This is a genomic window from Microbulbifer aestuariivivens (assembly GCF_039545115.1).
Classification (GTDB): domain Bacteria; phylum Pseudomonadota; class Gammaproteobacteria; order Pseudomonadales; family Cellvibrionaceae; genus Microbulbifer; species Microbulbifer aestuariivivens.
On the sequence record NZ_BAABRT010000002.1, the window covers coordinates 205878 to 230164 of the forward strand.

At 60.4% G+C, this 24287-nt stretch carries 21 protein-coding genes; 14 read left to right on the forward strand and 7 right to left on the reverse strand.

What is annotated here, in order from left to right:
* Positions 1-126 precede the first annotated feature (126 nt).
* A complete protein-coding gene (locus tag ABEA58_RS02140) occupies positions 127-3087 on the reverse strand; it encodes a response regulator (RefSeq protein WP_345548409.1) in 2961 nt (986 codons plus the stop codon).
* 188 nt (positions 3088-3275) lie between these two features.
* On the opposite strand from ABEA58_RS02140, the gene cysM reads away from it, so the two are divergent.
* The 3 genes from cysM (at position 3276) to mazG (ending at position 7314) form a co-directional block, all read left to right on the forward strand.
* Positions 3276-4166: a cysteine synthase CysM gene (gene cysM / locus ABEA58_RS02145; RefSeq protein ID WP_345548411.1), complete on the forward strand. Its 891-nt coding sequence runs from the start codon at positions 3276-3278 to the stop codon at positions 4164-4166.
* A gap of 18 nt (positions 4167-4184) precedes the next feature.
* Complete coding sequence (gene relA / locus ABEA58_RS02150) at positions 4185-6428, forward strand: GTP diphosphokinase (protein WP_345548413.1); 2244 nt, start codon at positions 4185-4187, stop codon at positions 6426-6428.
* Between the two features lie 76 nt (positions 6429-6504).
* Positions 6505-7314 carry a nucleoside triphosphate pyrophosphohydrolase gene (gene mazG, locus ABEA58_RS02155; RefSeq protein ID WP_345548414.1) on the forward strand — a complete coding sequence of 270 codons (810 nt, stop codon included), beginning with the start codon at positions 6505-6507 and terminating at the stop codon, positions 7312-7314.
* Between the two features lie 99 nt (positions 7315-7413).
* On the opposite strand, the gene ABEA58_RS02160 is transcribed toward mazG, so the two are convergent.
* Positions 7414-8409, reverse strand: a complete 996-nt coding sequence (locus ABEA58_RS02160; protein WP_345548416.1) for a 2-hydroxyacid dehydrogenase — start codon at positions 8407-8409, stop codon at positions 7414-7416.
* A 262-nt stretch (positions 8410-8671) separates the two neighbouring features.
* Here ABEA58_RS02160 and adk point away from each other — a divergent pair, with 262 nt between their 5' ends.
* The 10 genes from adk (at position 8672) to ABEA58_RS02210 (ending at position 19308) form a co-directional block, all read left to right on the forward strand.
* Entirely contained in the window at positions 8672-9325 is a 654-nt protein-coding gene (adk, locus tag ABEA58_RS02165) for an adenylate kinase (protein ID WP_345548418.1), read from the forward strand.
* Between the two features lie 150 nt (positions 9326-9475).
* Positions 9476-10486 (forward strand): ferrochelatase, encoded by a 1011-nt coding sequence (hemH, locus tag ABEA58_RS02170; protein WP_345548420.1) that lies wholly within the window; start codon positions 9476-9478, stop codon positions 10484-10486.
* Between the two features lie 416 nt (positions 10487-10902).
* The gene (locus ABEA58_RS02175) at positions 10903-11547 is read left to right on the forward strand and encodes a hypothetical protein (protein WP_345548421.1); all 645 of its coding nucleotides are present in this window, start codon (positions 10903-10905) and stop codon (positions 11545-11547) included.
* A gap of 490 nt (positions 11548-12037) precedes the next feature.
* On the forward strand, positions 12038-12739 hold the full coding sequence (gene tsaB / locus ABEA58_RS02180) for a tRNA (adenosine(37)-N6)-threonylcarbamoyltransferase complex dimerization subunit type 1 TsaB (protein ID WP_345548423.1): 702 nt from the start codon (positions 12038-12040) through the stop codon (positions 12737-12739).
* 6 nt (positions 12740-12745) lie between these two features.
* Entirely contained in the window at positions 12746-13543 is a 798-nt protein-coding gene (locus ABEA58_RS02185) for an undecaprenyl-diphosphate phosphatase (protein WP_345548425.1), read from the forward strand.
* A gap of 5 nt (positions 13544-13548) precedes the next feature.
* On the forward strand, positions 13549-14442 hold the full coding sequence (locus ABEA58_RS02190) for an NAD(P)-dependent oxidoreductase (RefSeq protein ID WP_345548427.1): 894 nt from the start codon (positions 13549-13551) through the stop codon (positions 14440-14442).
* Between the two features lie 26 nt (positions 14443-14468).
* Entirely contained in the window at positions 14469-15587 is a 1119-nt protein-coding gene (locus ABEA58_RS02195; RefSeq protein ID WP_345548429.1) for a tRNA-queuosine alpha-mannosyltransferase domain-containing protein, read from the forward strand.
* Between the two features lie 688 nt (positions 15588-16275).
* The gene (locus ABEA58_RS02200) at positions 16276-17283 is read left to right on the forward strand and encodes a tryptophan--tRNA ligase (protein ID WP_345548430.1); all 1008 of its coding nucleotides are present in this window, start codon (positions 16276-16278) and stop codon (positions 17281-17283) included.
* A 25-nt stretch (positions 17284-17308) separates the two neighbouring features.
* Complete coding sequence (locus ABEA58_RS02205; protein ID WP_345548432.1) at positions 17309-18889, forward strand: AbgT family transporter; 1581 nt, start codon at positions 17309-17311, stop codon at positions 18887-18889.
* Positions 18890-18978: 89 nt separating this feature from the next.
* The gene (locus ABEA58_RS02210; RefSeq protein ID WP_345548434.1) at positions 18979-19308 is read left to right on the forward strand and encodes a DMT family transporter; all 330 of its coding nucleotides are present in this window, start codon (positions 18979-18981) and stop codon (positions 19306-19308) included.
* Between the two features lie 33 nt (positions 19309-19341).
* Here the strand turns inward: ABEA58_RS02210 and ABEA58_RS02215 are convergent, their stop codons facing one another.
* The 5 genes from ABEA58_RS02215 to ABEA58_RS02235 all read right to left on the reverse strand — a co-directional run bounded on the left by ABEA58_RS02215 (position 19342) and on the right by ABEA58_RS02235 (position 22902).
* On the reverse strand, positions 19342-19824 hold the full coding sequence (locus ABEA58_RS02215; RefSeq protein ID WP_345548436.1) for a GNAT family N-acetyltransferase: 483 nt from the start codon (positions 19822-19824) through the stop codon (positions 19342-19344).
* Positions 19825-19976: 152 nt separating this feature from the next.
* The gene (locus ABEA58_RS02220; RefSeq protein ID WP_345548438.1) at positions 19977-20723 is read right to left on the reverse strand and encodes an esterase/lipase family protein; all 747 of its coding nucleotides are present in this window, start codon (positions 20721-20723) and stop codon (positions 19977-19979) included.
* A gap of 119 nt (positions 20724-20842) precedes the next feature.
* On the reverse strand, positions 20843-21352 hold the full coding sequence (locus ABEA58_RS02225) for a BLUF domain-containing protein (RefSeq protein WP_345548440.1): 510 nt from the start codon (positions 21350-21352) through the stop codon (positions 20843-20845).
* Positions 21353-21965: 613 nt separating this feature from the next.
* Complete coding sequence (locus ABEA58_RS02230) at positions 21966-22463, reverse strand: PH domain-containing protein (protein WP_345548442.1); 498 nt, start codon at positions 22461-22463, stop codon at positions 21966-21968.
* Positions 22464-22476: 13 nt separating this feature from the next.
* The gene (locus tag ABEA58_RS02235) at positions 22477-22902 is read right to left on the reverse strand and encodes an MAPEG family protein (RefSeq protein WP_345548444.1); all 426 of its coding nucleotides are present in this window, start codon (positions 22900-22902) and stop codon (positions 22477-22479) included.
* A 366-nt stretch (positions 22903-23268) separates the two neighbouring features.
* On the opposite strand from ABEA58_RS02235, the gene ABEA58_RS02240 reads away from it, so the two are divergent.
* The gene (locus ABEA58_RS02240) at positions 23269-24141 is read left to right on the forward strand and encodes a patatin-like phospholipase family protein (RefSeq protein ID WP_345548447.1); all 873 of its coding nucleotides are present in this window, start codon (positions 23269-23271) and stop codon (positions 24139-24141) included.
* Positions 24142-24287 lie beyond the last annotated feature (146 nt).

Sequence of the window (24287 nt, forward strand, 5' to 3'; positions counted from 1 at the left end):
TCGCTGGTCATTGCCCTGACTAGTCATTGCGGTAACTAGCCATTTCTGCAACTGGTCGTGGCTGTAATTAGCCATCGCGCTAAATGAGCCACTGCAGGAACAGGCAAGCCTTTGTCCCACCGGCTTTCAGGTCTCGCTCTCTTTCTTCTCTTTGCTTTCGTTTTTCTCTTTGCTCTCCTGCGCTTTTTTCTGCAGGCTCCCGTGGAGCTTTTCTGCTTCCTCAGGTTGTCCAGGTTGCTCTTGTTGCTCTGATTCCTGCGGTTCTTCTAAGCCGAACAGCACGTCCAGGTTCTGCTCCGAGGCCCACTCGCGCAGGGCGCGCACTTCGCGAATCACCGCGTCAACGGCGCGCTCATCGATTTCCGCAGAGTGCTCTTTTTGCAGCGGGCGCAGCAGTTCCTGCAGCTGGCCGGTGGTCTCCCGCAACCGGGGCACGCCACAGTAGCAGCAGCCTCCGTGTATTTTGTGCACCAGCTCGAACAGGCCGCGGTGGTCGCCGGCGGCGAACAGGCGATGCATTTCCTGTTCATCAGCCACCAGTCCGCGGATCAGCATCTGCAACATGTCGCGGGCAAGGGCGGCGTCTTTGTTGCTTAGCTGCAGACTCTCGCTGATATCCACCAGCCGCGGAACATCAAAGGTTTTACTTTCGGAGCGTTGCGGTGCGAGAATTTTCATCCAGCGTTGGATGGTGTAGCGCAGCTGGGCCTCGCTCACCGGCTTGCTCAGGTAGTCGTCGAGTCCCGCTGCCAGCAGGCGCGCCTTTTCCTCCGTGCCCACATGGGCGGTCAAGGCGACGATGGGGGTACGGCGCTCCCCCTCTGCGGCGCGGATCTGTCGTGTCGTCTCGATGCCATCCATGCCGGGCATCTGTATGTCCATCAGTATCAGATCGAATGACTGCTGACTCGATAGGCGCAGCGCCTCCGGGCCGCTGGCGGCAATCGTGGCCTCGACCCCTTGGCCTCGGAGCAGCTCGCCGATCAACAGGCGGTTGGGTTCATGGTCATCCACGGCCAGTACTCTGGGCACCCCCGGCCCCGACAGCTTAGGACTCTGGGCGATGTTCTTGACGGAATTCTGGTGCGGGGCGGCCCGCCGCAGGGCGCGCAGCAGGTTGTCGCGGGTCACCGGTTTGGCGAGGAAGGCCAGCGCCCGGGTGCGCAGGGGCTCGTAGCAGCGGCGCAGCTCCACCGGCGAGCCCTGTACGATGATGCGGCACTGGTAAGTATCCGCAAGGGACTGCACACACTGGATAAATGGCTCGAAGTCGCCAGCGGCAATGGCGGTATCGATGATCACCGCATCCGGCAGGGCGTCGTGACGCCACATCTGTTCGATGGCCGGTTTGAGGGTGTCCGTATCACCGAGCTCCACCGGCTCCACCTCCCAGTACTGAAGCAGCTGCGCCACCTGTATCCGGGTCATGCGGTTGGGGTCCGCCAGCAGAACTCTGGAGCCGGGGAAGCGCTCGCGTATTGGTGTGGTGCTGTTGCGTTCCAGCTGCAAGGGCAGGTGCACCCAATAGGTGGCTCCCCCGCCGGCGGCCTCATCAACGCCGATACTGCCGCCCATCTGGACGATGAGGCTTCTGGCAATGGCGAGTCCCAGGCCGGCGCTGCTGATCTGCTGGTCGTGCTCGTGGGTGGAGGTTTCCAGCAGTTGGTGTAACTCGCGCCGGGCGCGGGGATCTGCGCGGTTGCCGAGGTCGGTGACGCTGAATCGAACCTGTAGTTCCGAGTCCTTGCCGCACTGCACACTGATACGCACCGGGATATTGCCCTCGGAGGACTGGCGCACCGCATTGCCAACCAGACTGGTGAAGATCTGCTTGATGCGCAATGGATCGCCGATCAGGGTGCGCGGCAACTGGTTGTCGAGCAGCGGCACCAGCTCCAGCCGGTGGTCATAGGCGAAGGGGGCGAGAATCTGCAGGGTTTCCTCCAGCAGCAGCCCCAGGTCCATGGGGCTGTAATCGAGCACAAGGTTGCCGGACTCGATCCGCGAGAAGTCCATGATGTCGTTGATGGTGGTGAGCAGGTTCTCCGACGAGCGCAGGATCGTCTGCAGGTAATCCTGCTGCAGTTCGTCCAGTTCGGTCTTCAGCAGCAGGTTGGTGAAGCCGATGATGCCGTTCAGTGGGGTGCGAATCTCGTGGCTGGTGTTGGCGAGGAAGGAGGACTTGACCCGGCTGGCCTCGACGGCTTTCTTCCTGGCCAGGTCCAGCTCGATATTCTGCTCTTCCATGGCGTCCAGTGACTGGCGCAGGTCCTCCATGGATTCCAGTACACTGGATTTGTACTCGTCCTGATAGACGCGAAGACTTTCCGCCATGGCATTGATGCGGTTGCCGAGCCGGTGCAGTTCGAGGATGTCCAGCTTGTTTTCCCGCGTCTCGAAGTGACCGCGCCCAATGGATTCCAAGCGGTTGCCAAGGTTCTCGAGCACGCGGCTGAATTTCTCCGATATATATGTGGCCCATATGAGCGCAGCGAGGGCGCACAGAATCAACCCCAACAGTGTCACCAGGGCTATCTGGTAGATGCGAACAATAAAGTAGGGGCGGTGCAGCTCAATGCTGATCCAGCGGCTGACCGGTTCTCCCTTGAGGGGATGCACAACCTGCAGGCTGTCACCCCGTTCAAAGATAAATGGATCTCTGTGGACAATATCCGCTGCGGTGATTTCCAGTCGCGGCCGCGGTCCGGCGCTGGCGAGTAGCTTCAATTGGCCATTTGAATTCGACGCGTCACTGCCGGCGGCGTAAACCCGCACCGAGCGCACCATGTCTTTTTCCAGCATCAGTGCCAGCAGACTCTTGTCCAGCCATTCGGTGCGCAGCTGGATCGGGTGTGCACCGCTCAGCTCAATCAGCTCAATCAGCTCGGCCAGTTGCTCAGCGCTGGCGCGACCGTGGGTTTCCAGCAGCTGGCGGTGCTCGTTCATCTGCTGCAGGGTGAACAGTATTCCCAAGGTCAGGGCCAGTAACAGCGAGGGAGCGAGGGTAAAGCGGTAGACAAGGGCGCGCAGTGAGGGCGGACGCTCGGCAGGCGGACTCGCCTTTCCCGGTGTTGGGAGTGCAGCCATGGAAATCCCAAATTTATATCGTGTTATTTTTGTTCGATTCTACTCGCTGCCGCCCGAGACTGCGAGACTGCAAGACTGGGGCGCGCAAGGTATTAGTCACAGGGCATTAGCCGCGCGGGATCGAGGTCGCAGGTGGGCCCCGCGGAGGGTAGAATGGCGCTCCGCTTTGCGATGGAACAAGCCCGCTTATGGATTACCCAACGATTGCCGATACCGTCGGCAATACGCCGCTCGTCAGGCTGCAGCGCCTGCCGGGCAAGACCAGCAACCGGATTCTTCTCAAGCTCGAGGGCAACAACCCCGCCGGCTCGGTGAAGGACCGCCCCGCGCTGTCTATGATCAGCCGTGCCGAGGCGCGCGGGCAGATCAGGCCTGGCGATACTCTGATAGAAGCGACCAGCGGCAACACCGGCATCGCCCTGGCCATGGCCGCAGCCATCAAGGGCTACCGCCTGATTCTGATCATGCCGGAGACCGCCACCGACGAGCGCAAGGCGGCCATGACCGCCTACGGTGCCGAGTTGATTCTGGTTTCCGGCGAGGACGGCATGGAGGGCGCCCGCGACCTGGCCCAGCAAATGGCATCCGAAGGCAAGGGGCTGGTACTGAACCAGTTTGCCAACGAGGACAACCCCCTCGCGCACCTGGAGGGCACCGGCCCCGAGATCTGGCGCCAGACGGGGGGGCAGGTCACCCACTTTGTCTCGTCGATGGGCACCACCGGCACCATTATGGGCTGTGGGCGCTATCTCAAACAGCAGAATCCGGAGATACAGATTGTCGGCTTGCAGCCCACGGAGGGCTCCAGCATCCCCGGCATCCGCCGCTGGCCGCAGGCCTATCTGCCGCAGATCTTCGTGCCGGATGAAGTGGACCGGGTGATTGATATGGAACAGGCTGAGGCCGAGGAAATGGCGCGGCGCCTGGCGCGGGAAGAGGGTATCTTTAGCGGTGTTTCCTCCGGTGGCGCGGTGGCCGCGGCCCTGCGGGTGTCCGCCGAGGTGGAGAATGCCACGATTGTTGCCATTATCTGTGACCGGGGGGATCGCTACCTCTCCTCCGGATTGTTCAGTCAGTAAACCGGTCGCCAATTACCCATGGTACAAGTCCGCAAGCATCATTCCATCGGCAGTGACGCCGAACTGGACCTCGAGTCCTGGTTGCGCCATGTGCAGACTCTGGCGAGTCTCGACGGTGGCGCACTGGTCACCCTGCGTCGTGCCGCCGAGCTCAGTGCCGAGGCGGAAAAGCAGGCCATCGCCGCCGAGAATATCTGGGCGGAGGGGGCCAGCAGCTTCCTGACCGGTCTGGAAATGGCCGAGATACTCGCCGACCTGCAGATCGATGGCGAGGCCCTCTGCGCGGCGGTGCTGTACCGGGCGGTGCGCGAGAAGCGCCTGCCGCTGAAAAAGGTGGAAGAAGAGTTTGGCAAAACCGTCGCCAAGCTGATCCGTGGTGTGTTGCGCATGGCGGCCATTCGCAGCCAGAGCGCGGAGACCGGCACCAACCGCAGCCTGGCGGTGGAGGAGCACTCCGAGAATATCCGCCGCATGCTGGTGGCGCTGGTGGACGATGTGCGCGTGGCGCTGATCAAGCTGGCCGAGCGCACCTGTGCCATTCGGGCGGCCAAGAATGCCGACCCGGCCAAGCGCCGGCGGGTTGCCCGGGAAGTGGCCGATGTCTACGCGCCGCTGGCGCATCGGCTCGGCATCGGCCATATCAAGTGGGAATTGGAAGACCTCTCGTTCCGCTATCTGGAACCCGAGGACTACAAGCAGATCGCCAAGCTTTTGGATGAAAAGCGCCTGGCGCGGCAGAAATACATCGAAGAAGTCCTGGACCTGCTGCGCGGCGAGCTGAAACGGGCGGATATCGAGGGCGATGTCTTCGGTCGTGCCAAGCATATCTACAGTATCTGGCGCAAAATGCGCCGCAAGAATATCGGTTTCTCCCAGGTCTACGACATCCGCGCGGTGCGCATTCTGGTGCCGACGGTGCGCGACTGCTATGCCGTTCTCGGCATCGTGCACAACCTGTGGCGCAACATCCCCAACGAGTTCGACGATTACATCGCCTCGCCCAAGGAAAACGGCTACCGCTCCCTGCACACCGCGGTCATCGGGCCGGAGCGCAAGGTGCTGGAAGTTCAGATCCGCACCTTCGCCATGCACGAAGAGGCGGAGTACGGGGTCTGCGCCCACTGGCGCTACAAGGGCACTGATCAGAAGTCCGAAGGCCAGGATGGCTATGAACAGAAGATCTCCTGGCTGCGCCAGGTGCTGGACTGGCATGAGGAAGTGGGTGGCAACCCGCTGCAGGAAGACCTGCAGTCGAGCGATGTGGATACCCGCATCTACGTCTTTACCCCCGATGGCCACGTCGTGGACCTGCCCCGCGGCGCCACCCCGCTAGACTTCGCCTACAAGATTCACACCGAGATTGGGCACCGCTGCCGCGGCGCCAAGGTAGATGGCCGTATCGTGCCGCTGAACCATGAACTGCAGACCGCCAACCGGGTGGAAATCCTCACCGGCAAGCGCGAGGCGCCCAGTCGTGACTGGCTGTCGCCGGGGATGGGGTATATCACCACCTCCCGCGCCCGCGCCAAGGTTATTCACTGGTTCAAGCAGCAGGCTCGCGACCAGAATATCGCCGATGGCCGCAGCATCCTCGATGGCGAGTTCAAGCAGCTGGCCCTGATCGATTTCAATTTCGAGCAACTGGCGGCCAAGCTCAATATGCATTCCCTCGACGATCTCTACGCGGCGGTGGGCGCGGGGGATATCGGTGTGGGGCAGGTGCTGAACGCCGCGCAGCGGATGGTCAAGGTGGACCTGGCGGAACCCACCCCCTCATTGACCGCGTCCGTGGCCCGTGGCGAGGGCATGACCGATGTGTATATCGACGGGGTGGGTAACCTCATGACGCATATCGCCCGCTGCTGCAATCCGGTACCCGGCGACGACATCATGGGTTACATCACACTCGGTCGCGGCGTGTCGATTCACCGCAAGGATTGCCCGAATATGCTGCGTATGCAGGTGAGCGAACACGACCGTGTGCTGCAGGTGGAGTGGGCGGAAAAGCCACAGGAACTTTACGCGGTGGAAATCATGATCGAGGCCTACGACCGTCATGGACTGCTGCGGGACATCACCGCCATGCTGGACAGTCAGCGGATCAATATTACCGCCATGCAGACCCGCTCCAACAAGAACAAGCACACGGTGGATATGGTGCTGACCGCAGAGATTCACAATTTCGAGGAGCTGAGCCGAGTGCTGCACCGCATCAACCAGCTGCCGAACGTGGCTTCCGCCAAGCGGCGGATGCTGCACTGAGCCGCCGTTTTTTCCGCTGCTCTGGTAGGTGCACCGATACAGATTGCGAGAACAGACGCTCGATAAGGGAATCCCCGTGGAAAAACATTATTCCGTCGATGACCTGCTTTTTTTGATGGCGCAGTTGCGCGACCCGCAGGGTGGCTGCCCCTGGGATCTGAAGCAGAACTTCGCCAGCATTGTGCCCTCCACCATCGAGGAGGCCTATGAGGTGGCGGAGGCCATTGACGCGGAGGACTTCGAGCATCTGCGCGAGGAGCTGGGGGATCTCCTATTTCAGGTGATTTTCTATGCGCAGCTCGGCCGCGAGGCCGGACATTTCGATTTCCCCCGTATCGTCGATACCCTGGTGCGCAAGCTGGTGCGCCGTCACCCGCATGTTTTCCCCAGCGGTGAACTCCGTGGCGACAACCGTGCCGATGCGATTGACGAGGCGCAGGTCAAGAAAAACTGGGAGGCGATCAAGGCGGAAGAGCGCCGGGCCAAGGGTGAGGCCGGCACACTCGCGGGTGTGGCGGTGGGCCTGCCGGCCCTTACTCGTGCGGGCAAGCTGCAGAAGCGCGCCGCCGGAGTCGGTTTTGACTGGCCGTCAGTAGATGGTGCGCTGGCAAAAATCGAGGAGGAGGTGGCGGAACTGCGCGAGGCTATCGCCGCCGGTGATGCGCCGCATATTGAAGAGGAGCTGGGCGACCTGCTGTTCTCCTGTGTCAATGCCGCCCGTCATCTGCGCGTTGAACCCGAAAGCGCGCTGCGGGGCTGCAATCGCAAGTTTGAACGGCGGTTCACTGCGGTGGAGCAGGAGCTGCGTCGGCAGGGGCTCCAGCCGGGGGATGCCTCACTGGACGAGCTGGAGCAACTCTGGAATCTCGCCAAAGAGCAGGGCTGAGGCGGAGGTTATTCCTGGGTTCGCATTATTTAGGCTGGCTGTGCTTTATTTAGTCTGGAGGATTTAAGTTTAAGCTGGCCAAAATTAAAGCTGCCCGCCTCATTTCGCCACTAACTGATTACTGCAGCTGCCGGTCCGCTCGAATTCTGTCACATTCTCCAGTGTGGTTCTGGCGATATTGGTGATCGCCTCATGGGTGAAAAATGCCTGATGGCCCGTCACCATCACATTGTTGAAGGTCAGTAGGCGGGCAAACACATCGTCACCGATCACCGAGTCTGAGTGATCCTCAAAAAACAGGTTTTCTTCCTCTTCGTAGACATCGAGCCCGAGATAGCCGATCTTGCCGGATTTCAAGCCGCGAATAATGGCCGAGGTGTCAATGACACCACCCCGGGAAGTGTTGATCAGGCAGACCCTGTCGCGCATTTCCGCAATTGCCTGCTCGTTAATCAGGTGGCGGGTTTCCGGCAGTAATGGACAGTGCAGGGAAATGATGTCCGAGTTGCGGCACAGGGACTCAAAGCTCACATAGCGCATGCCAAGTTTCCGGCACTCTTCGTTTTCCTTCGGGTCGTAGCCGAGCAGTTCACAGCCGAAACCGCGCATAATGCGGGCAAACACCGCGCCGATCTTCCCGGTCCCCACAACCCCCACCGTTTTGCCGTGCAGGTCGTAGCCCATCAGTCCATCCAGTGAAAAGTTGCCCTCGTGGATGCGGGCCTGCGCGCGCACCAGGCGCCGGACCAGGGTCAGGATCAGCCCTACAGCGTGCTCGGCAACCGCGTAAGGCGAGTAGCCGGGCACATTGGCGACGACAATCCCCAGATCGTTGGCGGCGGCAATATCGACGTGATTGAAGCCCGCGGAGCGCAGTGCCAGCATTCTGACCCCCTGGTGGTGCATGCGCTTGAGCAGTGACGCCGGGGCGGGATCGTTCACAAAAATACAGACGGCCTCCGCATCTGCGGCCAGCACCAGCGTGTTTTCGTCCAGGTGGGTGTCTACATAGACAAGCTCGTGGTGATGCTGGCGGTTGTAGCGGTCCAGATAGCGCTTGTCGTAATCGTGCGCATTAAAGATGGCGATTTTCATCGAAGGCTCCCTTTCGCGGCGGTTGGGCTCTGTGCACCGGGTTGCTTCCCAGCAAACAGCATAGCTGCAGGCAGGTATGACTCATAATCCAAAATGGTTCTGGAAATGTTTCTGATTGGGCCGTGCGCCCCGTCTCACGGGGGTGGGAGCGGAGGCGGGGCGAGGGTTCGGGAGCCTTGCCCTAGCTGGGGGCAGCGTGTAAGGTAGCGCTCTTTTGACGCGGCGGGCATAGGCACGTCGGATAATTGGAGGCATTCTGACTATGCGAATCATTCTCTTGGGGGCGCCCGGGGCCGGCAAAGGCACTCAGGCTCAGTTCATTACAGAGAAATTCGGCATTCCGCAGATCTCCACCGGTGACATGCTGCGTGCAGCTGTGAAAGAGGGTAGCCCCCTCGGTCTGGAGGCCAAGGATATTATGGCCGCCGGTAAACTGGTGTCAGATGATCTGATCATCGCCCTGGTTAAAGAGCGGATTGCTCAGCCCGATTGCGCGAATGGTTTCCTGTTCGATGGGTTCCCCCGCACCATTCCTCAGGCGCAGGCCCTGCTGGATGCGGACGTATCCATCGATCACGTGCTGGAGATCGCTGTGGACGACGAGGAAATCGTCAAGCGCCTGTCCGGTCGCCGTGTGCACGAAGGCTCCGGCCGCGTTTACCACGTTATCTACAATCCGCCTAAGGAAGAGGGCAAGGATGATGTCACTGGCGAGGAGCTGGTACAGCGCTCTGATGATACTGAAGAGACTGTCCGCAACCGGCTGAAGGTTTATCACGAGCAGACCGCCCCCCTGGTGGGCTTCTACAGCGAGCTTGCCGAGCGCATGCCCGAATCAGCGCCCAAGTACAGCAAGGTGGAGGGTATCGGCTCCATGGACGATATTCGCCAGAAGGTAATGGCCGCGCTGACCTGATCTGGCGGCCTGATCGGTTCGTATCAAAGCCCCCGCTCGGGGGCTTTTTTGTGTCCGCCGAGCGCGTGACTGGCGGATGGTGTAGCCTTTTATGGTTCCAATTTACCATCCACATTTCTGCCCATAGCGAGAATCCATAGGACCTGAAGTATGTCGACAGCGGTAATCCTGATGAATCTGGGAACCCCGGCGGAGCCGAGCGCCCCCGCGGTGCGGAAATTTCTGCGGGATTTTCTCTCTGATCCGAGGGTGGTGGAAATTCCCCGGCTGGTGTGGCTGCCGATCCTGCACGGCATCATCCTGACACTTCGCCCTCGGCGGATCGCGCCAGCCTACGCAGAAATCTGGAATACCGGCCTCGATGGGGAGCCTGTCGAGGGCGCCCCCCTGCTTTATTACACTCGCCGGCAGGCGGAGCTGCTGCAGCAGCATCTGTCCCGGCAGGGGACGAATGTCCGCGTTGAATACGCGATGACATACGGTGATCCGCAGCTCGCCGACGTAGTAGCGCGGTTACAGCGGGAGGGGTTTGATTCCTTTGTGGTTTTCCCGCTCTATCCACAATATTCGGCCACCACCACCGGATCCATCTATGACCAGGTGGCGCGGATTTATCGCAGTAACAGAAATATCCCCAATATCTCGCTGGTGCATGACTACTATCGGCATCCCCTATATGTGCGGGCGCTGGCAAACAGTGTTCGCGAGCACTGGGCAAAACATGGGGCCGCGGAAAAGCTGCTGTTGTCCTTCCATGGCATCCCCAGAGCCAATGTGGACAAGGGGGACCCCTATTACCATCAGTGCCGGCAAACCGCTGAGGGCCTGGCCGCGGAATTGGGCCTTAACGAGGGCCAGTGGCAGCTCTGTTTCCAGTCGCGCTTTGGTAAAGCGGAGTGGCTGCAACCCTATACCGACAAAACCCTGGTCGAGTGGGGTAAAAAAGGAGTCGCCAGTGTCGATGTGATCTGCCCGGCATTTGCCGCCGACTGCCTGGAGACCATTGAAGAAATTGCGGAGGAGAATCGCGCTATTTTCATCGAAGCCGGTGGCGGTGAATACCGATATATTCCAGCGCTGAATTTGCGTGGCGATCATATTGAGGCGCTTGCCGGGATCGTAGAAGACAAGTTACCGCTTCAGTTGCGCCTCCCTGATTGAGAGGTGAGAAATATAAATTGCCGCCGTTTTGGTCTCGTCTCGGCGGCAAATAGGGGAAAAAGCAATTTTTTATCTCCTTAATAACCTTTTTTTCCTGTTTTCCCTTGCAAAGCATTTTTTTTTTATTAACTTTGATAAAGTCGCAGCGTTTATCACTGTTGCGACTTGCTGCATATCCTCCCGGTAGCGGTCATAAAATCCGGGGCAGCAAAACGTCATCATCACCAGCACACTTTTAGATAGATTGCAGAGGTAGTTTTTCCTCGCTGACAGGAGACTAAGGGATGGCACGAGTAGCAAAAAAGAGAAAACAGGCCAAGCGCCCTGCAAAAGCCAAAGCCGCGGCAGCTGTTTCGCCGGTTGTCACCAAGGCTGAAAAAGCGCTTGAGGCCGCGACCAAATCCCTGGATGCCCAGATGGACCGGGTAGCCAAGGCAAAGGAACGGGCACAGAAAAGTGCTACCGCTGCGGCGAAAAAAGCCTTGACCAATGCCAATGGCAAAGCCAAGGACTTGCGTGCCAAGGTGACTGCCGCGAAGGTGGAGCTCTCCAAGGCCAAGGCTATGGATGCTGTTCGTCAGGCTGAGGAAGCGGCCAAGGCAAAAATCAGCGAGATGGCTGAAAAGCTATCTGATAAAGCGGATAAGGATCTGGCTGCGGCAGTGAAGGCGTTTGAGGCGCGCTGGAGAAAGGCGCGAGCCAAGGCCGATGCCAAGAAGGTCAAGGCTGCCGAGAAGAAGGCCAAGACCAAAGTAAAGGCGGCGGCGAAGAAAGCGGCCACCAAGGCCAAGGCTCTGGAGAAAAAGGCTGCGGCCAAAGCCAAGGCCGAGGCCAAGAAGGCGGCTAAAAAAGCGGTCAAGAAAAAACCCGGTCGCCCGAAGAAAGTCGGCCGTCCTAAGAAAGCTGTCGCAGAGAAAGGTGTCACCGAGAAAGCAGCAGCCAAGAAAGGCCCTGGACGTCCCAAGAAATCCACGCGGCGGGGCCGCCCGCCGAAGGCATCTACCGCTCAGGCTCCGGCCCCAAAGGCCAAGCGTCGCGGCCGCCCGCCAAAGCAGAAGTGATTCTTCGGCGGGCCCCTGTGTAACGGTGTGCCGATCAGGCAGGCTATCCCGGCATAGAGTCTCAGAGTGGAGGCAGTACCTGCTCGAGCCGCCTCACACAGACCGCATCCGAGAGGGAAGGCACCCGAGAGGGGAGGCACCCGAGATGGAAAGCACCCGAGATGGAAAGCGTCCGCTTAGCAGCGACTGACAGAGAGCTCGCGACACAGCGGGCGGAGAGCGCGTTGCACAGAGATATCGCCAGGTAAGAAAGCCCCGATTGCGGGGCTTTTGCTTCTCTCTGAGTGCCCCTCGCAGAGGGTATTCCCTGCAATGGCTGCGCTGCCGAAGCGCGACTGTCTATCGCCAGCTATTGCCGGCAATCCCCATGGCGGGCTCTGTTTATGGCCTCCTGGCCCTTTGAGGCAGCCGCATGATTTCCCGCCCACATGACTCTCCCCGCGGACCGTGCCACAATTCGGCCCCGAAGAAGTAGTCAGTTGAGCCCCCTGTGAAACTATTAGCCCTGGATACCACCTCTGGCGCCTGTTCTGTTGCCCTGTATGACGATGGCAGGGTCTCTGAGCAGTTTATACAGGCAGAGAGAGACCATACCCAGCGACTGCTGCCGATGGTTGACGAAGTGCTCGCACAGGCCGGTCTGGACCTCTCCGATATGGACGCGCTGGCGGTCAGTCGGGGACCTGGCTCCTTTACCGGGCTGCGCATCGCCATCAGCTGTGTGCAGGGACTGGCGTTTGCCGCCGACAAGCCGGTGGTGCCGGTTTCCAGTCTGGCGGCGCTGGCGGCTGGCGTTCGCCGCCAGCATCCCGAGTGGCGCGAGGCCCCGGTGGTGGCGGCACTCGATGCGCGCATGGGGCAGGTCTACTGGGGGGTATACTCGCCCAAGGCGCCTAACTGCAGTCTGCTTCCGGAGGCGGTGCAGAATCCGGAGGATGTCGTGCACGCCCTGCGAGAGTCCGACCTGCCGCACGAGCTGTACGGTGCCGGGCCCGGCTGGCATTACCCGGCTTTTGAGTCGGCGCCGGTCCATGCCGTAGATGACGCGGCCCTGATTCACGCGCGGGATATTGCCGAGCTGGCGGCGCTGCTCTGGCGCAATGGGGTCAGCCTGTCCGCTGAGGAGCTGCAGCCTCTCTACCTGCGCGACGAAATCACCTGGCAAAAACGACAAAAAATACGTTCGCAGTAACCGCCCATGGAATTTTTTCAAATTGTTCTCCTGGCCCTGATTCAGGGCCTCACCGAGTTTTTGCCCATCTCCAGTTCGGCGCACCTGATCCTGCCCAAGGAAGTGCTGGGGTGGCCGGATCAGGGACTCGCCTTCGATGTGGCAGTGCACTTCGGCTCTCTGGCTGCGGTTGTCATCTACTTTCGCGGCGAAGTGTGGGCGCTGTTGCGCGATGGTCTCGGCGGGCTGGTGAATAACCGCTGGACGGATGATGGCCGTCTCGCCTGGCTTATTGTGCTGGCCACCATTCCCGCCGGTCTGGTGGGACTGGCCTTCAAGGGCTTTATTGAGACACACCTGCGCTCCGCTGCCGTTATTGCCGCCACCACCATCGGTTTTGGTGTGTTGCTCTGGTGGGCGGACGTATTCGGCAAGCGCCGGCAAACGCTGGCGCAGCTGAACTGGAAGAAGGCGCTGGCCATTGGCCTGGCCCAGGCCTTGGCTCTGATTCCGGGAACCTCCCGCTCAGGAATTACCATGACCGCCGGATTGATGCTGGGCATGAAACGCGAGGACGCCGCGCGCTTTTCGTTCCTTATGTCCATCCCCATTATCGCCCTGAGCGCTTTGCTGCTCACTTTCGATCTGCTCTCGCTGGAAACAGTGCCCTGGGGCGATATTCTGCTCGGTACACTGCTCTCAGGCATCAGTGCCTATCTGTGTATTCACTTTTTCCTGCAATTTATCAGCCGCATCGGCATGGCTCCGTTTGCCATCTATCGCCTGTTATTGGGCGCGGCTCTGATCTGGATGATTTGGGGGTAACGCAAATGGCGACAGTGGCATTTCTCGGTCTCGGTGTCATGGGTTACCCCATGGCGGGCTTCCTTGCCAAAGCCGGTCATCGGCTGCGGGTCTACAACCGCACCGCCAGCCGCGCACAGCAGTGGCTCGGCGACTATCCCGGGGCAGCTTTTGCCACACCGGCGGAGGCCGCCAGCGGAGCCGAGCTGGTTTTTGCCTGTGTGGGTAACGACAACGACCTGCGGCAAGTCGTCACCGGTGAGCAGGGGGCCTTTGCCGGCATGGGCGCCGGCAGCCTGTTTGTGGATCACACCACCGCCTCGGCGGATGTAGCCCGTGAGCTGGCGGAAGTTGGCGCCGAGCGCGGCATTGCTTTCATCGATGCGCCGGTTTCCGGAGGCCAGGCGGGAGCGGAGAAGGGCGCGCTGACCATTATGGTGGGCGGTGCGGAAAGCGATTACCAGCGGGCACAGCCCTACCTGGACTGCTATGCCCGCGCCACCAATCGGCTCGGCCCGGTGGGCAGTGGCCAGCTGTGCAAAATGGTCAACCAGATCTGCATTGCCGGACTGGTTCAGGGACTGGCGGAAGGGCTCCACTTTGCCCGGGCCGCGGGCCTGGATGCCGAGCAGGTGGTGGAAGTGATTTCCAAGGGCGCAGCGCAGAGCTGGCAGATGGAGAACCGCTATAAAACCATGCTGGCGGGCGAATACGAACACGGTTTCGCGGTGGACTGGATGCGCAAGGATCTGGCCATCGTTCTCAACGAGGCCCAGCGCAATGGCGCACTGCTGCCGGTGACCGCGTTGGTGGACCAGTTTTACAGCGAAGTGCAGGCACTCGGCGGTGGCCGCTGGGATACCTCCAGCCTGTTTGCCCGGCTGACCCATATGCGCCCGTTTGATGACAGCGATCATTAATTCCGCGCGGCCTCTTTGAGCGCCCTATGAGAGCCCTGCTTCTCTCTCCCTACGATGCCGGCAGTCACAAGCGCTGGCGACGCGGGCTGGTGGCGGCGCTGCCGGAATGGCACTGGACCGTGCTGACCCTGCCGCCGCGCTATTTCAGCTGGCGGGTGCGGGGAAACAGCCTCAGCTGGGGCCGCGGCGAGCAAGCGGGGATTCTGCGCCAGCGCTGGGACCTGATCGTTGCCACCTCCATGACCGACCTGTCCGCGCTGCGGGGGCTGGTGCCGGAGATCGCCAGCGTGCCTACGGTGGTTTATTTCCACGAGAATCAGTTTGCCTACCCCCGTACCCGCGATGCCTTTCAGTCTGTGGAACCGCAGTTGCTGAATATCTATACCGCGCTCTGCGGCGACCTGCTGCTGTTTAATTCCGATTTCAATCGACGCTCCCTGCTGGACGGCGCCCGCCAGTTGCTGAAACGCTTTCCGGATCAGGTTCCGGCCGGAATCTGTGAGGAGGTTGCAGGCAAGTCCCGTGTCCTGCCGGTGCCATTGGAACCCGGCCTGTTCACTTTGTCTGCGCCTGCATCTGCGTGTTTGCCTTCGCCTGTGCCAGCGCGTCCAGAGAGTGGGCCACTGGTGATCAGCTGGGCAGCCCGCTGGGAGTATGACAAGGGGCCGGACCGGCTGCTGCAGATACTCGAGGGACTGGAATCCCGTGGCATTGATTACCGCCTGAATCTTCTCGGCGAGTCCTTCCGCAAGAGCCCGAGCGAATTTGAAGTGATCCGGCAGCGATTTGCCCCGCGCCTGGCGGCGGTGGGCTATCAGTCCTCTGCCGATGCGTATTATCGCCTGCTGCAGGGCAGTCATGTGTTTCTCAGTACCGCCCACCACGAGTTCCAGGGGCTGGCGGCCATGGAAGCCTGTGCCCTGGGCTGCTCGCCGGTAGTGCCCGACGAGCAGGCCTATCCGGATTACTATCCGCCCCAGTGCCGCTATGGCTCGGTGGAGGCCGCGGTCACATTGATCGCGGGGCTGGCCGAGAGCCTCCAGGCTGGTGAGCCTCTGCCGGTGGTGAATATGGAGGGCTTGAGTTGGGCGCGATTGGCGGTGGAATATCGCCAGGCCTTTGACAGCCTGTTGGGCGGGGAATAAACCGCCGACCTTTCCTTCGCATCCCGCGTATTTTCGTAGCGCTTGGGTTTACCTGCCCCTGAGCACGGAGCACGGAGCACGGAGCACGGAGCACGGAGCACGGAGCACGGAGCACGGAGCACGGAGCACTGAGCTCCAGCCGCTTTGCCGGCAAGCACCGCTTTGCTTTTGTTGCGGTTTTCCTTCCTGCTGAGCATATCCGCGGAAGACTCGCCTTTTGTTTTCCTTTGCTGGGAAGTCCGATACCGCTGTGGTTTTAGCCGGCACAAAAGTATTGGTACCCAAGCCGCAATCGACTGATGGCTTGCAGAAATATCAACAGACCAACGGTATATGCAGCCGGAGCGGCGCGATCACCATGCTCACAATGAGCCAGTGGCGTGCGGCAGGGCAGAGACATCCGGCAGGCAGAACGATTCAGCTGGTAGAGGCGTCCACTGTTCGAGCCGCTGCGGGTATGGCCTCGGTTGATCCTGAGTTGATTTCTTTGGGCTTATCAAAAGACGTGATCGCGCCCCTATTCATTCAATGCTGCCGGGGTCTCCGTGAATACATTTTATTCGCTCCATTATGCGCCTGGCGCCATTCACTCCCTCGTGCAGGCGGCGCCCGGCGTACAATCATTAACGCGAAAAGGGTATTATTCGGCCCCAACTCCCGAGAATGCAGCACGGAATTAATAGCGTTTATGAGTAAGCAGCGTGTACTGACCGGCATCACCACCACCGGCACCCCCCACCTGGGCAACTATGTCGGCGCCATCCGCCCGGCGATTGCCGCCAGCCAGGACGAAAACAATCAGTCCTTCTTTTTCCTGGCGGACTATCACGCGCTGATCAAGTGTCAGGACCCGCAGCAGGTGCACCAGTCCACTCTGGAAATCGCCGCTACCTGGCTGGCTCTGGGGCTGAATACCGATAATGTGGTCTTCTACCGCCAGTCCGATATCCACGAAATCCCCGAGCTGACCTGGCTGCTCACCTGCATGACCGCCAAAGGGTTGATGAACCGCGCCCACGCCTACAAGGCGGCGGTGGATGCCAACCGCGCTGACGGCGAGGATTCCGACTTCGGTGTCACCATGGGGCTGTACAGCTACCCCATCCTGATGGCGGCGGACATCCTCATGTTCAATGCCAACAAGGTGCCGGTGGGCAAGGACCAGGTGCAGCATATCGAGATGGCGCGGGATATTGCCCAGCGCTTCAACCACCATTACGGCGAGCACTTTGTCCTGCCCGATGCGGTGGTGGACGACCATGTGGCGGTCCTGCAGGGGCTCGATGGCCGCAAGATGAGCAAGAGCTACGGCAACACCATCCCGCTCTTTTTGACCGAGAAGCAGCTCAAGAAGCATATCAACAAGATCAAGACCAACCTGCTGGAACCCGGTGAACCCAAAGACCCGGATACCTCCACCGTATTCCAGATCTGGCAGGCCTTCGCCACAGCGGAACAGACCGCCGAGATGCGCCAGGCGTTTGAGGACGGCATCGCCTGGGGTGAGGCCAAAAAACAACTGTTCGAGCTGGTCAACGGCCAGATTGGCGATGCCCGTGAACGCTACAATGAATTGCTGGCCAACCCGGCCCAGATTGAAACGGAACTGGAGAAAGGGGCGCAGAAGGCGCGGGCCTACTCGGCACCGTTTATCGACAAGCTGCGTCATGCGGTAGGTATCCGCAAGATCGGCTGACAAAAAGAAAGGATGGCAGGGCAAGATGGCAGGCGACCGCAACAATATGCACAACGATAACCAAGCACGCAGTGAAGTTTCCGCCAAGACTGGCTGGGTCAACCGCGCGCTGAACTTTATCGAAGTGGTGGGCAACCGCCTGCCGGACCCCGCGGTGCTCTTCCTGGTTTTGATGGTGACGGTGTGGGTGGTCTCCTTCCTGCTGTCCGGTATCCGCTTCGATGCCATTCACCCGGCTACGGGGGAGGCGGTGCAGGTCACCAACCTGCTGTCCGGCGACAGCTTCGCCTACTTCCTCTCCCATATGGTCACCACCTTCACCGGCTTTGCGCCGTTGGGGGTGGTGCTGGTGGCCATGCTGGGTGTGGGGGTGGCGGAAGAGAGCGGCTTTATCAACGCGGTATTGAAAAAGCTGCTGGCGGTGACGCCGCAAATGCTGCTGACCCCCATGCTGATTCTGGTGGCCATTGTCAGTCACACCGCGGTGGACGCCGGCTATGTGCTGGTGATCCCGCTGGGCGGGGTGATTTTCTACGCCGCCGGTCGACACCCGCTGGCCGGTATTGCGGCGGCCTTCGCCGGCGTGTCCGGTGGTTTTTCGGCCAACTTCGTGCCATCGGCCATCGATCCATTGCTGCAGGGGTTTACCCAGTCTGCCGGGCAGATCGTCAGTCCTCAGCTGCAGCTGAATCCCCTCAATAACTGGTTTTTCACCTCGGCTTCCAGTCTGGTGATCGTGTTGCTGGGCTGGTGGTTGACCGACAGGGTGATCGAACCGCGCCTGAAGAACGTCGCCATCGACGGTGATCCGGACGAAATGCCGGTAATGCAGGAGGTGGGCAGCCGCGAGCGCCGCGCCCTGCGACTGTCCTCGCTGGTCATGCTGCTCGGTATCGGCGCCCTGATCGGCTGGATGCTGCCCGCCGATTCCGCCCTGCGGGACAGCGCCGGCAACCTGGCGGCCTTCGGTGCGCCGGCGATGAAGTCCATCGTGCCGCTGATTTTCCTGCTGTTTATTCTTCCCGGTGTGGTCTTCGGCTATGTGGTGGGCACGTTTAAAAAGTCCAAGGATGTGATCGATGCCATGTCGAAAACCATGGGCTCCATGTCCTATTACATCGTCATGGCCTTTTTCTGCGCCCTGTTTATCTCCGAATTCGGCCGTTCCGGTCTGGGCACGCTGCTGGCGGTAGAGGGGGGGAATCTGCTCGCGGCCATGGCGCTGCCGGGACCGGTGACGCTGATGGGAATTATCCTGCTGGTGGGCTTTGTAAACCTGTTTGTGGGCTCGGCCTCCGCCAAGTGGGCCCTGCTGGCCCCCATCTTTGTCCCCATGCTGATGCAAGTGGGCTTCTCGCCGGACCTGACCCAGGCCGCCTATCGGGTAGGGGACTCCTCAACCAATATCATTACCCCCTTGATGCCTTACTTCCCGTTGGTGGTGGTGTACTGCCAGCGCTATGTAAAGAGCACCGGTATCGGCACACTGGTTTCCATGATGCTGCCGTATTCGCTGGTATTTCTATTCTGCTGGTCGATATTCCTGGTACTGTACTGGTCGCTGGGGATTCCCCTGGGGCTGCAGTCCAGTTATACCTACCCCTGACTGACACCCTATTCCTGACGAACACAGAGACCGGTTGATTTACCAGAAGATGGGGGCTTGCCGGCTCCCGTTTTTTTCGAGATGTAAAAATGGCTTACGTTTATCTGGCAGTCGCCATCCTGGCCGAGGTGACCGCCACCACCGCGCTCAAAGCTTCCGAGCAGTTTTCCCGCCCGCTTCCCTCAGCTCTCGTGGTGTTGGGTTATGGGGTTTCTTTCTACATGCTGACCCTGGTGCTGAAGAGCATGCCCGTGGGTATCGCCTACGCAATCTGGGCTGGCGTCGGCATCCTGCTGGTGGCCCTGGCGGGAGCGGTTATTTACCGCCAGATTCCCGACTGGCCCGCCATCATAGGCATGACACTGATTATTGCCGGGGTGGTGATCATGCACCTCTTCTCCAAGACCTCAACCCACTGAAGTGTATTCGGCGCTATGGCTGGTCCTCAGGGTTTAACGGTTAACGGTTAACGGCTGCCGGCCGGCACGGACCATTTCGATATGGGGGATGCCGTCCTCGTCATAGGGTTCGGAAACCGGCTCGAAAGCAAATTCCCGGTAAAACCGCGACAGGTACAGCTGAGCGGAAATACGTATGGCACTGCCTGAAAAGTGCTGGTCACAAAGCGACAGCCCCCGCGCCATCAGTTCGCGGCCCAGTCCGGTCCTGCGTGCGGCGGGTGCTGTCAGCACCCTGCCGATGGACGGCTCCGCATACTTGCCGCCCGGGTCCACCACCCGCAGATAGGCCTGCAGAGAGAAATCCTCCCCCTGTTTTTCCCACGCCGCCAGGTGCCAGCTGTGCTGGTCCCTGCCGTCGGCGTCCTGATAGGCGCAGTCCTGCTCCTGCACAAAAACAGCCTGGCGCAGCTGGAGAATGTCATAGAGTTGCCGGAGGGTGAGGTCCTCGAAGCGGGACCACTGCCAATGAAACATGCCTTGAAAGCCACCGTTAGGGTTGGTTTTGTATTGGTGTCAGTCTGCCCAGACTAACGGATTCTGATGCCGGATGCCTGCAGCGGCGCTTAAACGCGGCTTGAACCCCCGAGCTTAAATCCCGGCCAGGGGCGACGCGGGTTGCCGATCGATCACGGCGACGTTGGCTCGGCGCGATAAAAGCGCCCGTATTGGAGAAAGTGCAGTACCTGCGCGATGACTTGCTCATTCTGCATCATAAATACATGGGTGACAGGCATCTGCAGGTGGTCGCTCATGCCTTCCAGCCTGGTGCTGGCCACCGAGACCTTGCCATCGTCGGTGGAGGGGATGATCTGCGACAGGATCGGATTGATACTGCGGGTACCGGCGATGATGCCCACATCGAAATTCGCCGCGCCCAGCTGGTTGGGAACACTCTCCTCGCCGGTGCCCAGTTGCAGGCCGGCATCACCCATGATGGCGTGAAACCCGGGAAACTCGCCAAGGGTATCGACCACCTCGCTGCCCTGATTGGGCGGCCCGAGCATGACGACGCGACCGAGATTGGGGATGCTGACCCGGCTCAGGTATTGGCGCACCAGGATGCCGCCCATGGAGTGGGTGACGAAATGCACGCGGGTATCCTCAGGGTCTTCGGTCTTTTCGGCCGCGCTGGCGCACTGGTCCAGCGCCGGGGCGATGGCCTGACCGGCAAGCGTCTCGATGGGATACAGGGTCGAGGGGTAATCGACATTGACGGTATGGAAGTTGGCCTTCGCCAGCGCCTCGGCCAGTTCTTGCATGGAGCCATCGGAGCGCCCCAGCCCATGCAGGAGGATCACACAGGTGGCGTTGCCACTCAGCGGGGTGAGCAACAGCAGGGAGAGAATCGCGGCGGCAATGGCTTTCACTTTCATAGGAAACGTCTTCCGGCGGCTGAAAATTGTCAGCGGGATGTCAGTGGCACGGACTCTACTTTAGCGGCAAAGTCCGCGCTGTACAGCTCACCGGCAGCGTGTTTTTCCCTCGGCCCGCCTCAATTGGCGGGGCGCGACTTGCGCGAGAAGAGGGCGCGCAGGCTGAAGCGCCCCGGCTTTTTGCCGCCGTCCACGTCCTCATCACGTTTGGCATCGAAGAAATGCACCAGTGCTTCCGCCTCCTCCTCGGAGAATCGCAGTGGCTGGAAGCGCGTATAGCCGCGGCGGCCGAGAAACTCCCGCAGGGACTTCTCGGCCGGAACGTATTTCATCGACCAGTCTGCGAACAGGCGGGTGGTTACGGTTTTCATCGACAGGGTGGTGACCTGCTGGTGGCGGCTGTCGGCGCTGATGCGCTCGAAAGTTTCAGTGACCGTGCCCCGGTCTCCCTCCAGAGCCTGGAAAAAAAAGCCATCCCCGAAATAAAGAACGCCACCTACATCTTTGCGGCTATTGTTCTGCCGGCTCTGCATCAGAATGCGGGCCACCGTCGGTTCCACCCCGCTGCTGGCTGGCATTGGCATGAAGGAAGCTTTGCTGGCATAGACCAGACGAACCAGTTCGCCCATTGGAAGTCCCCTAAGTTATGGTTGGTTTAATTTGGCGTGAAATAGCACACGGTTACGCTGTGAAGTGGGTACTGGATCACCGTCGCGGCGGCTTACCGCAAGCCAGCTTTGCGCCAGTCGAGCGCAGGTTTTGGTTGCCCCCAGCGGCCTGGGTTTTGCGACCGCCAGCCAGAATCGCTGACCCGGGGTGGACGCTGTGAGGTGGCTAAGAGGAGGCTAAGAGGAGGCTAAGAGGAGGCAAGAGGAGGTTAGGATGAGGCTGAGTGAAGATTGGCTTGCTTGCGAATCAACAGCGGCCGGGCGATTGATCGGCGCAGTGGCCAATGCTCAATCAGGGCCGGCACCGCACGCTCAATAGCCGAGGGGAATACGGAGGAATACGGATAAAAAAAGAGCGGCCTGGCTAGCGGCCTCCCTGCCACTGATAACGCGGCGGTAACCCCATCGAGGTCGACGTTGAAGGTCGACGCCGAAGGTCGACGCTGAACTTGGGTTTCGACTGGTTTTTCAGCTCTTAGTGTTCGCCCGAGCGGGCGTTGAAGGGGGCTGGGTTTAGCTGGGCGGCTCTTGTCTCAGAGTTCTCACCTCACGCTCCATGTTCCATGTCCATGTTTTATCTCTCGCGGTTGAGCAGCGCGGCGACCCGTTGCGGTTGCTCCGGGGTGATCACCAGCGTGTGGGTTTCAAAGCGCAGCACCACGGAATTTTTCTCGTCGGTGGCAAAGGCCCGGTAACGCCCGAGTCTGTCGTTGCGGAACAGGCCGATATAGCCGAACAGGCCGCCGTTGCCAAAAGTGCGCACAGAGCCCTGCATGGCGTCCGGGTCGGCTTCCGCCCGCTGCAGGTCGCGAAGGCAAATGCGGGTTTTCCACAGTGGCCGCAGCACCAGCAGCTGCTCCCCCTCGATCACAAAACCGCGGATGGCAAAGAGGGCGGCAAGGATCAGGATCGCCACCGGCAGCCAGATGGCGATTTGGTAAAGCGCGGGAGCATTGTGCGGGGCCCGCTCTGCAAGAATCAGGGGCAGGCCCAGCAGGAACAGGCTAAACAGGGTGGTCAGCACTTTGAGCTGGCGGCTCCAGGGTGCGCCGAATTGCAGTGGCTTGGACATGAGTGGTTGCCGTTTACATCAGGGCTGTGGCGGCGCGGAAGGTCAAGCCAAACAGCGCCAGTGAGGAGAAAACAAAAATCAGGAAGCGCACTTCGATTTTATTGCCCAGCGCCTGGACCAGGCTGTGCAGCACCCGGCTGGCCACATACACCCAGGCCAGGGTCAGGTTCATTCCCTGGCCCTCACCAGTGAGCGCAAGCACCAGCGCAATGGCGTAGAACAGCGTTGGCTGCTCCATCAGGTGATTGTAGTTGTCGGCCTTCCAGCGCACCGGCGCCGGTAGCTGTTTCATCAGTTCCCCCTGCGGCGCCGTGGGGTCCAGCTCCAGGTGGGCTCGGCGTATAGCCGGCAGGCGGGTGGCATACATCCAGATCCACATGATCAGAGACCAGGCAACCAGTGCGACAACCGGCAGCAGTATCGGGGAGTGAGTGGGCATAGTGGTTCAGTGCTCGCTGGGTTTTGTTGGCGGTATTTAGACTGAGAAGTCTCCTGTCACCGCTACTCTAACGGGCAGAGGTTTTTTTGTCAGCCGCCGCATTCGCGGTTACAGCGCGCGGGTATCGGTGGTGATGCTGTGGCTGTGGCGATAGCGATGGCGATGGCGATGGTGTTGGACGTCAGTGGAAGTCAGTGGAAGTCAATGGAAGGCGAAGGCGGTTGCTGGCAGGCGGCAGCTGGCAGCAGTCAATGTGGCACTCTGGTCACTGTATGTGGGCGGCACGGCAAATGTGTCTGTCTGCCGCCATGGATACAATTTGGTTCGCTACCCCAATCAAAATCGCAACCGGGATCTGGAGCGTCCATGAATCAAGGCACCGTCGTCCCCCAATCGGCACTCGTGGTTGAGGGTGGAGCGATGCGCGGCATCTTCGCCGCCGGGGTTCTGGACGTTTTTATCGAAAGGGATTTTCAACCCTTTGATTTTGCCCTTGGCGTTTCCGCCGGCTCCACCAACCTGATCGGCTACCTGGCCGGCAATCACGGTCGCAGCCGGCGCATACTGCTGGATCACGCCCGGCGCGACGACTTCATCAACTGGCGCCGCTTTCTCAAGGGCGGCCACTTCTGCGATGTGGCCTGGCTCTGGCACGCTTCCTTCGACGAACTGCCGCTGAACTTGCAACGCTACTACGACAATGGCGTGCCCCTGTTCGCGGTCACCACGAGCGTCGAGAGCGGCCGGGCACACTATTTGGAAGTGACGGTGGAGAATATGCACGAGGTGTTCCCGGCATCCTGCGCCATTCCGTTTGCCTACCGCGGCTTCCCGCGGGTCAACGGCGAGCCCATGACCGACGGCGGGCTGGCGGATTCCATTCCGGTGATCCGCGCCTACGAAATGGGTGCGCGGGATATCACCGTGGTGCTGTCCCGCCCGCTGGGGTACCGTAAGCGGGAGACCCCCACGCCGCGATTTATGAAGCAGCTGTTTCAGGAGCATGCCAGCCTGTTTGAGGCGGTGCTGGGGCGGGCCGAGCGCTACAACCGCGCGCTGGAGTTTATTGAATCGCCGCCAAAAGGGTGCCGGGTAAGGGTGATTGCCCCGCATGCCGACTTCCCCGTTGCCCGCTTTACCCGCGAGTCCGCCTTGCTGGAAGAGGGGTACCGGATCGGTCGCGAAGCCGGGCGGGATCACTTGCGCAGGCTGGCGGAGAGTGCGGATTCAACCCCCTGAGGGGATGCGCCAGCCAGCGGACTTATGTCGCTCAAGCGCCGGTTTTATCCCAGCTTTTATTGCCGCTTTTTTGCCGGTTTGATCAGCGCAGCCGATTACCGAAGTCGATCACCTATGAAGATCACCGATGAAGGTCACCGATGAAG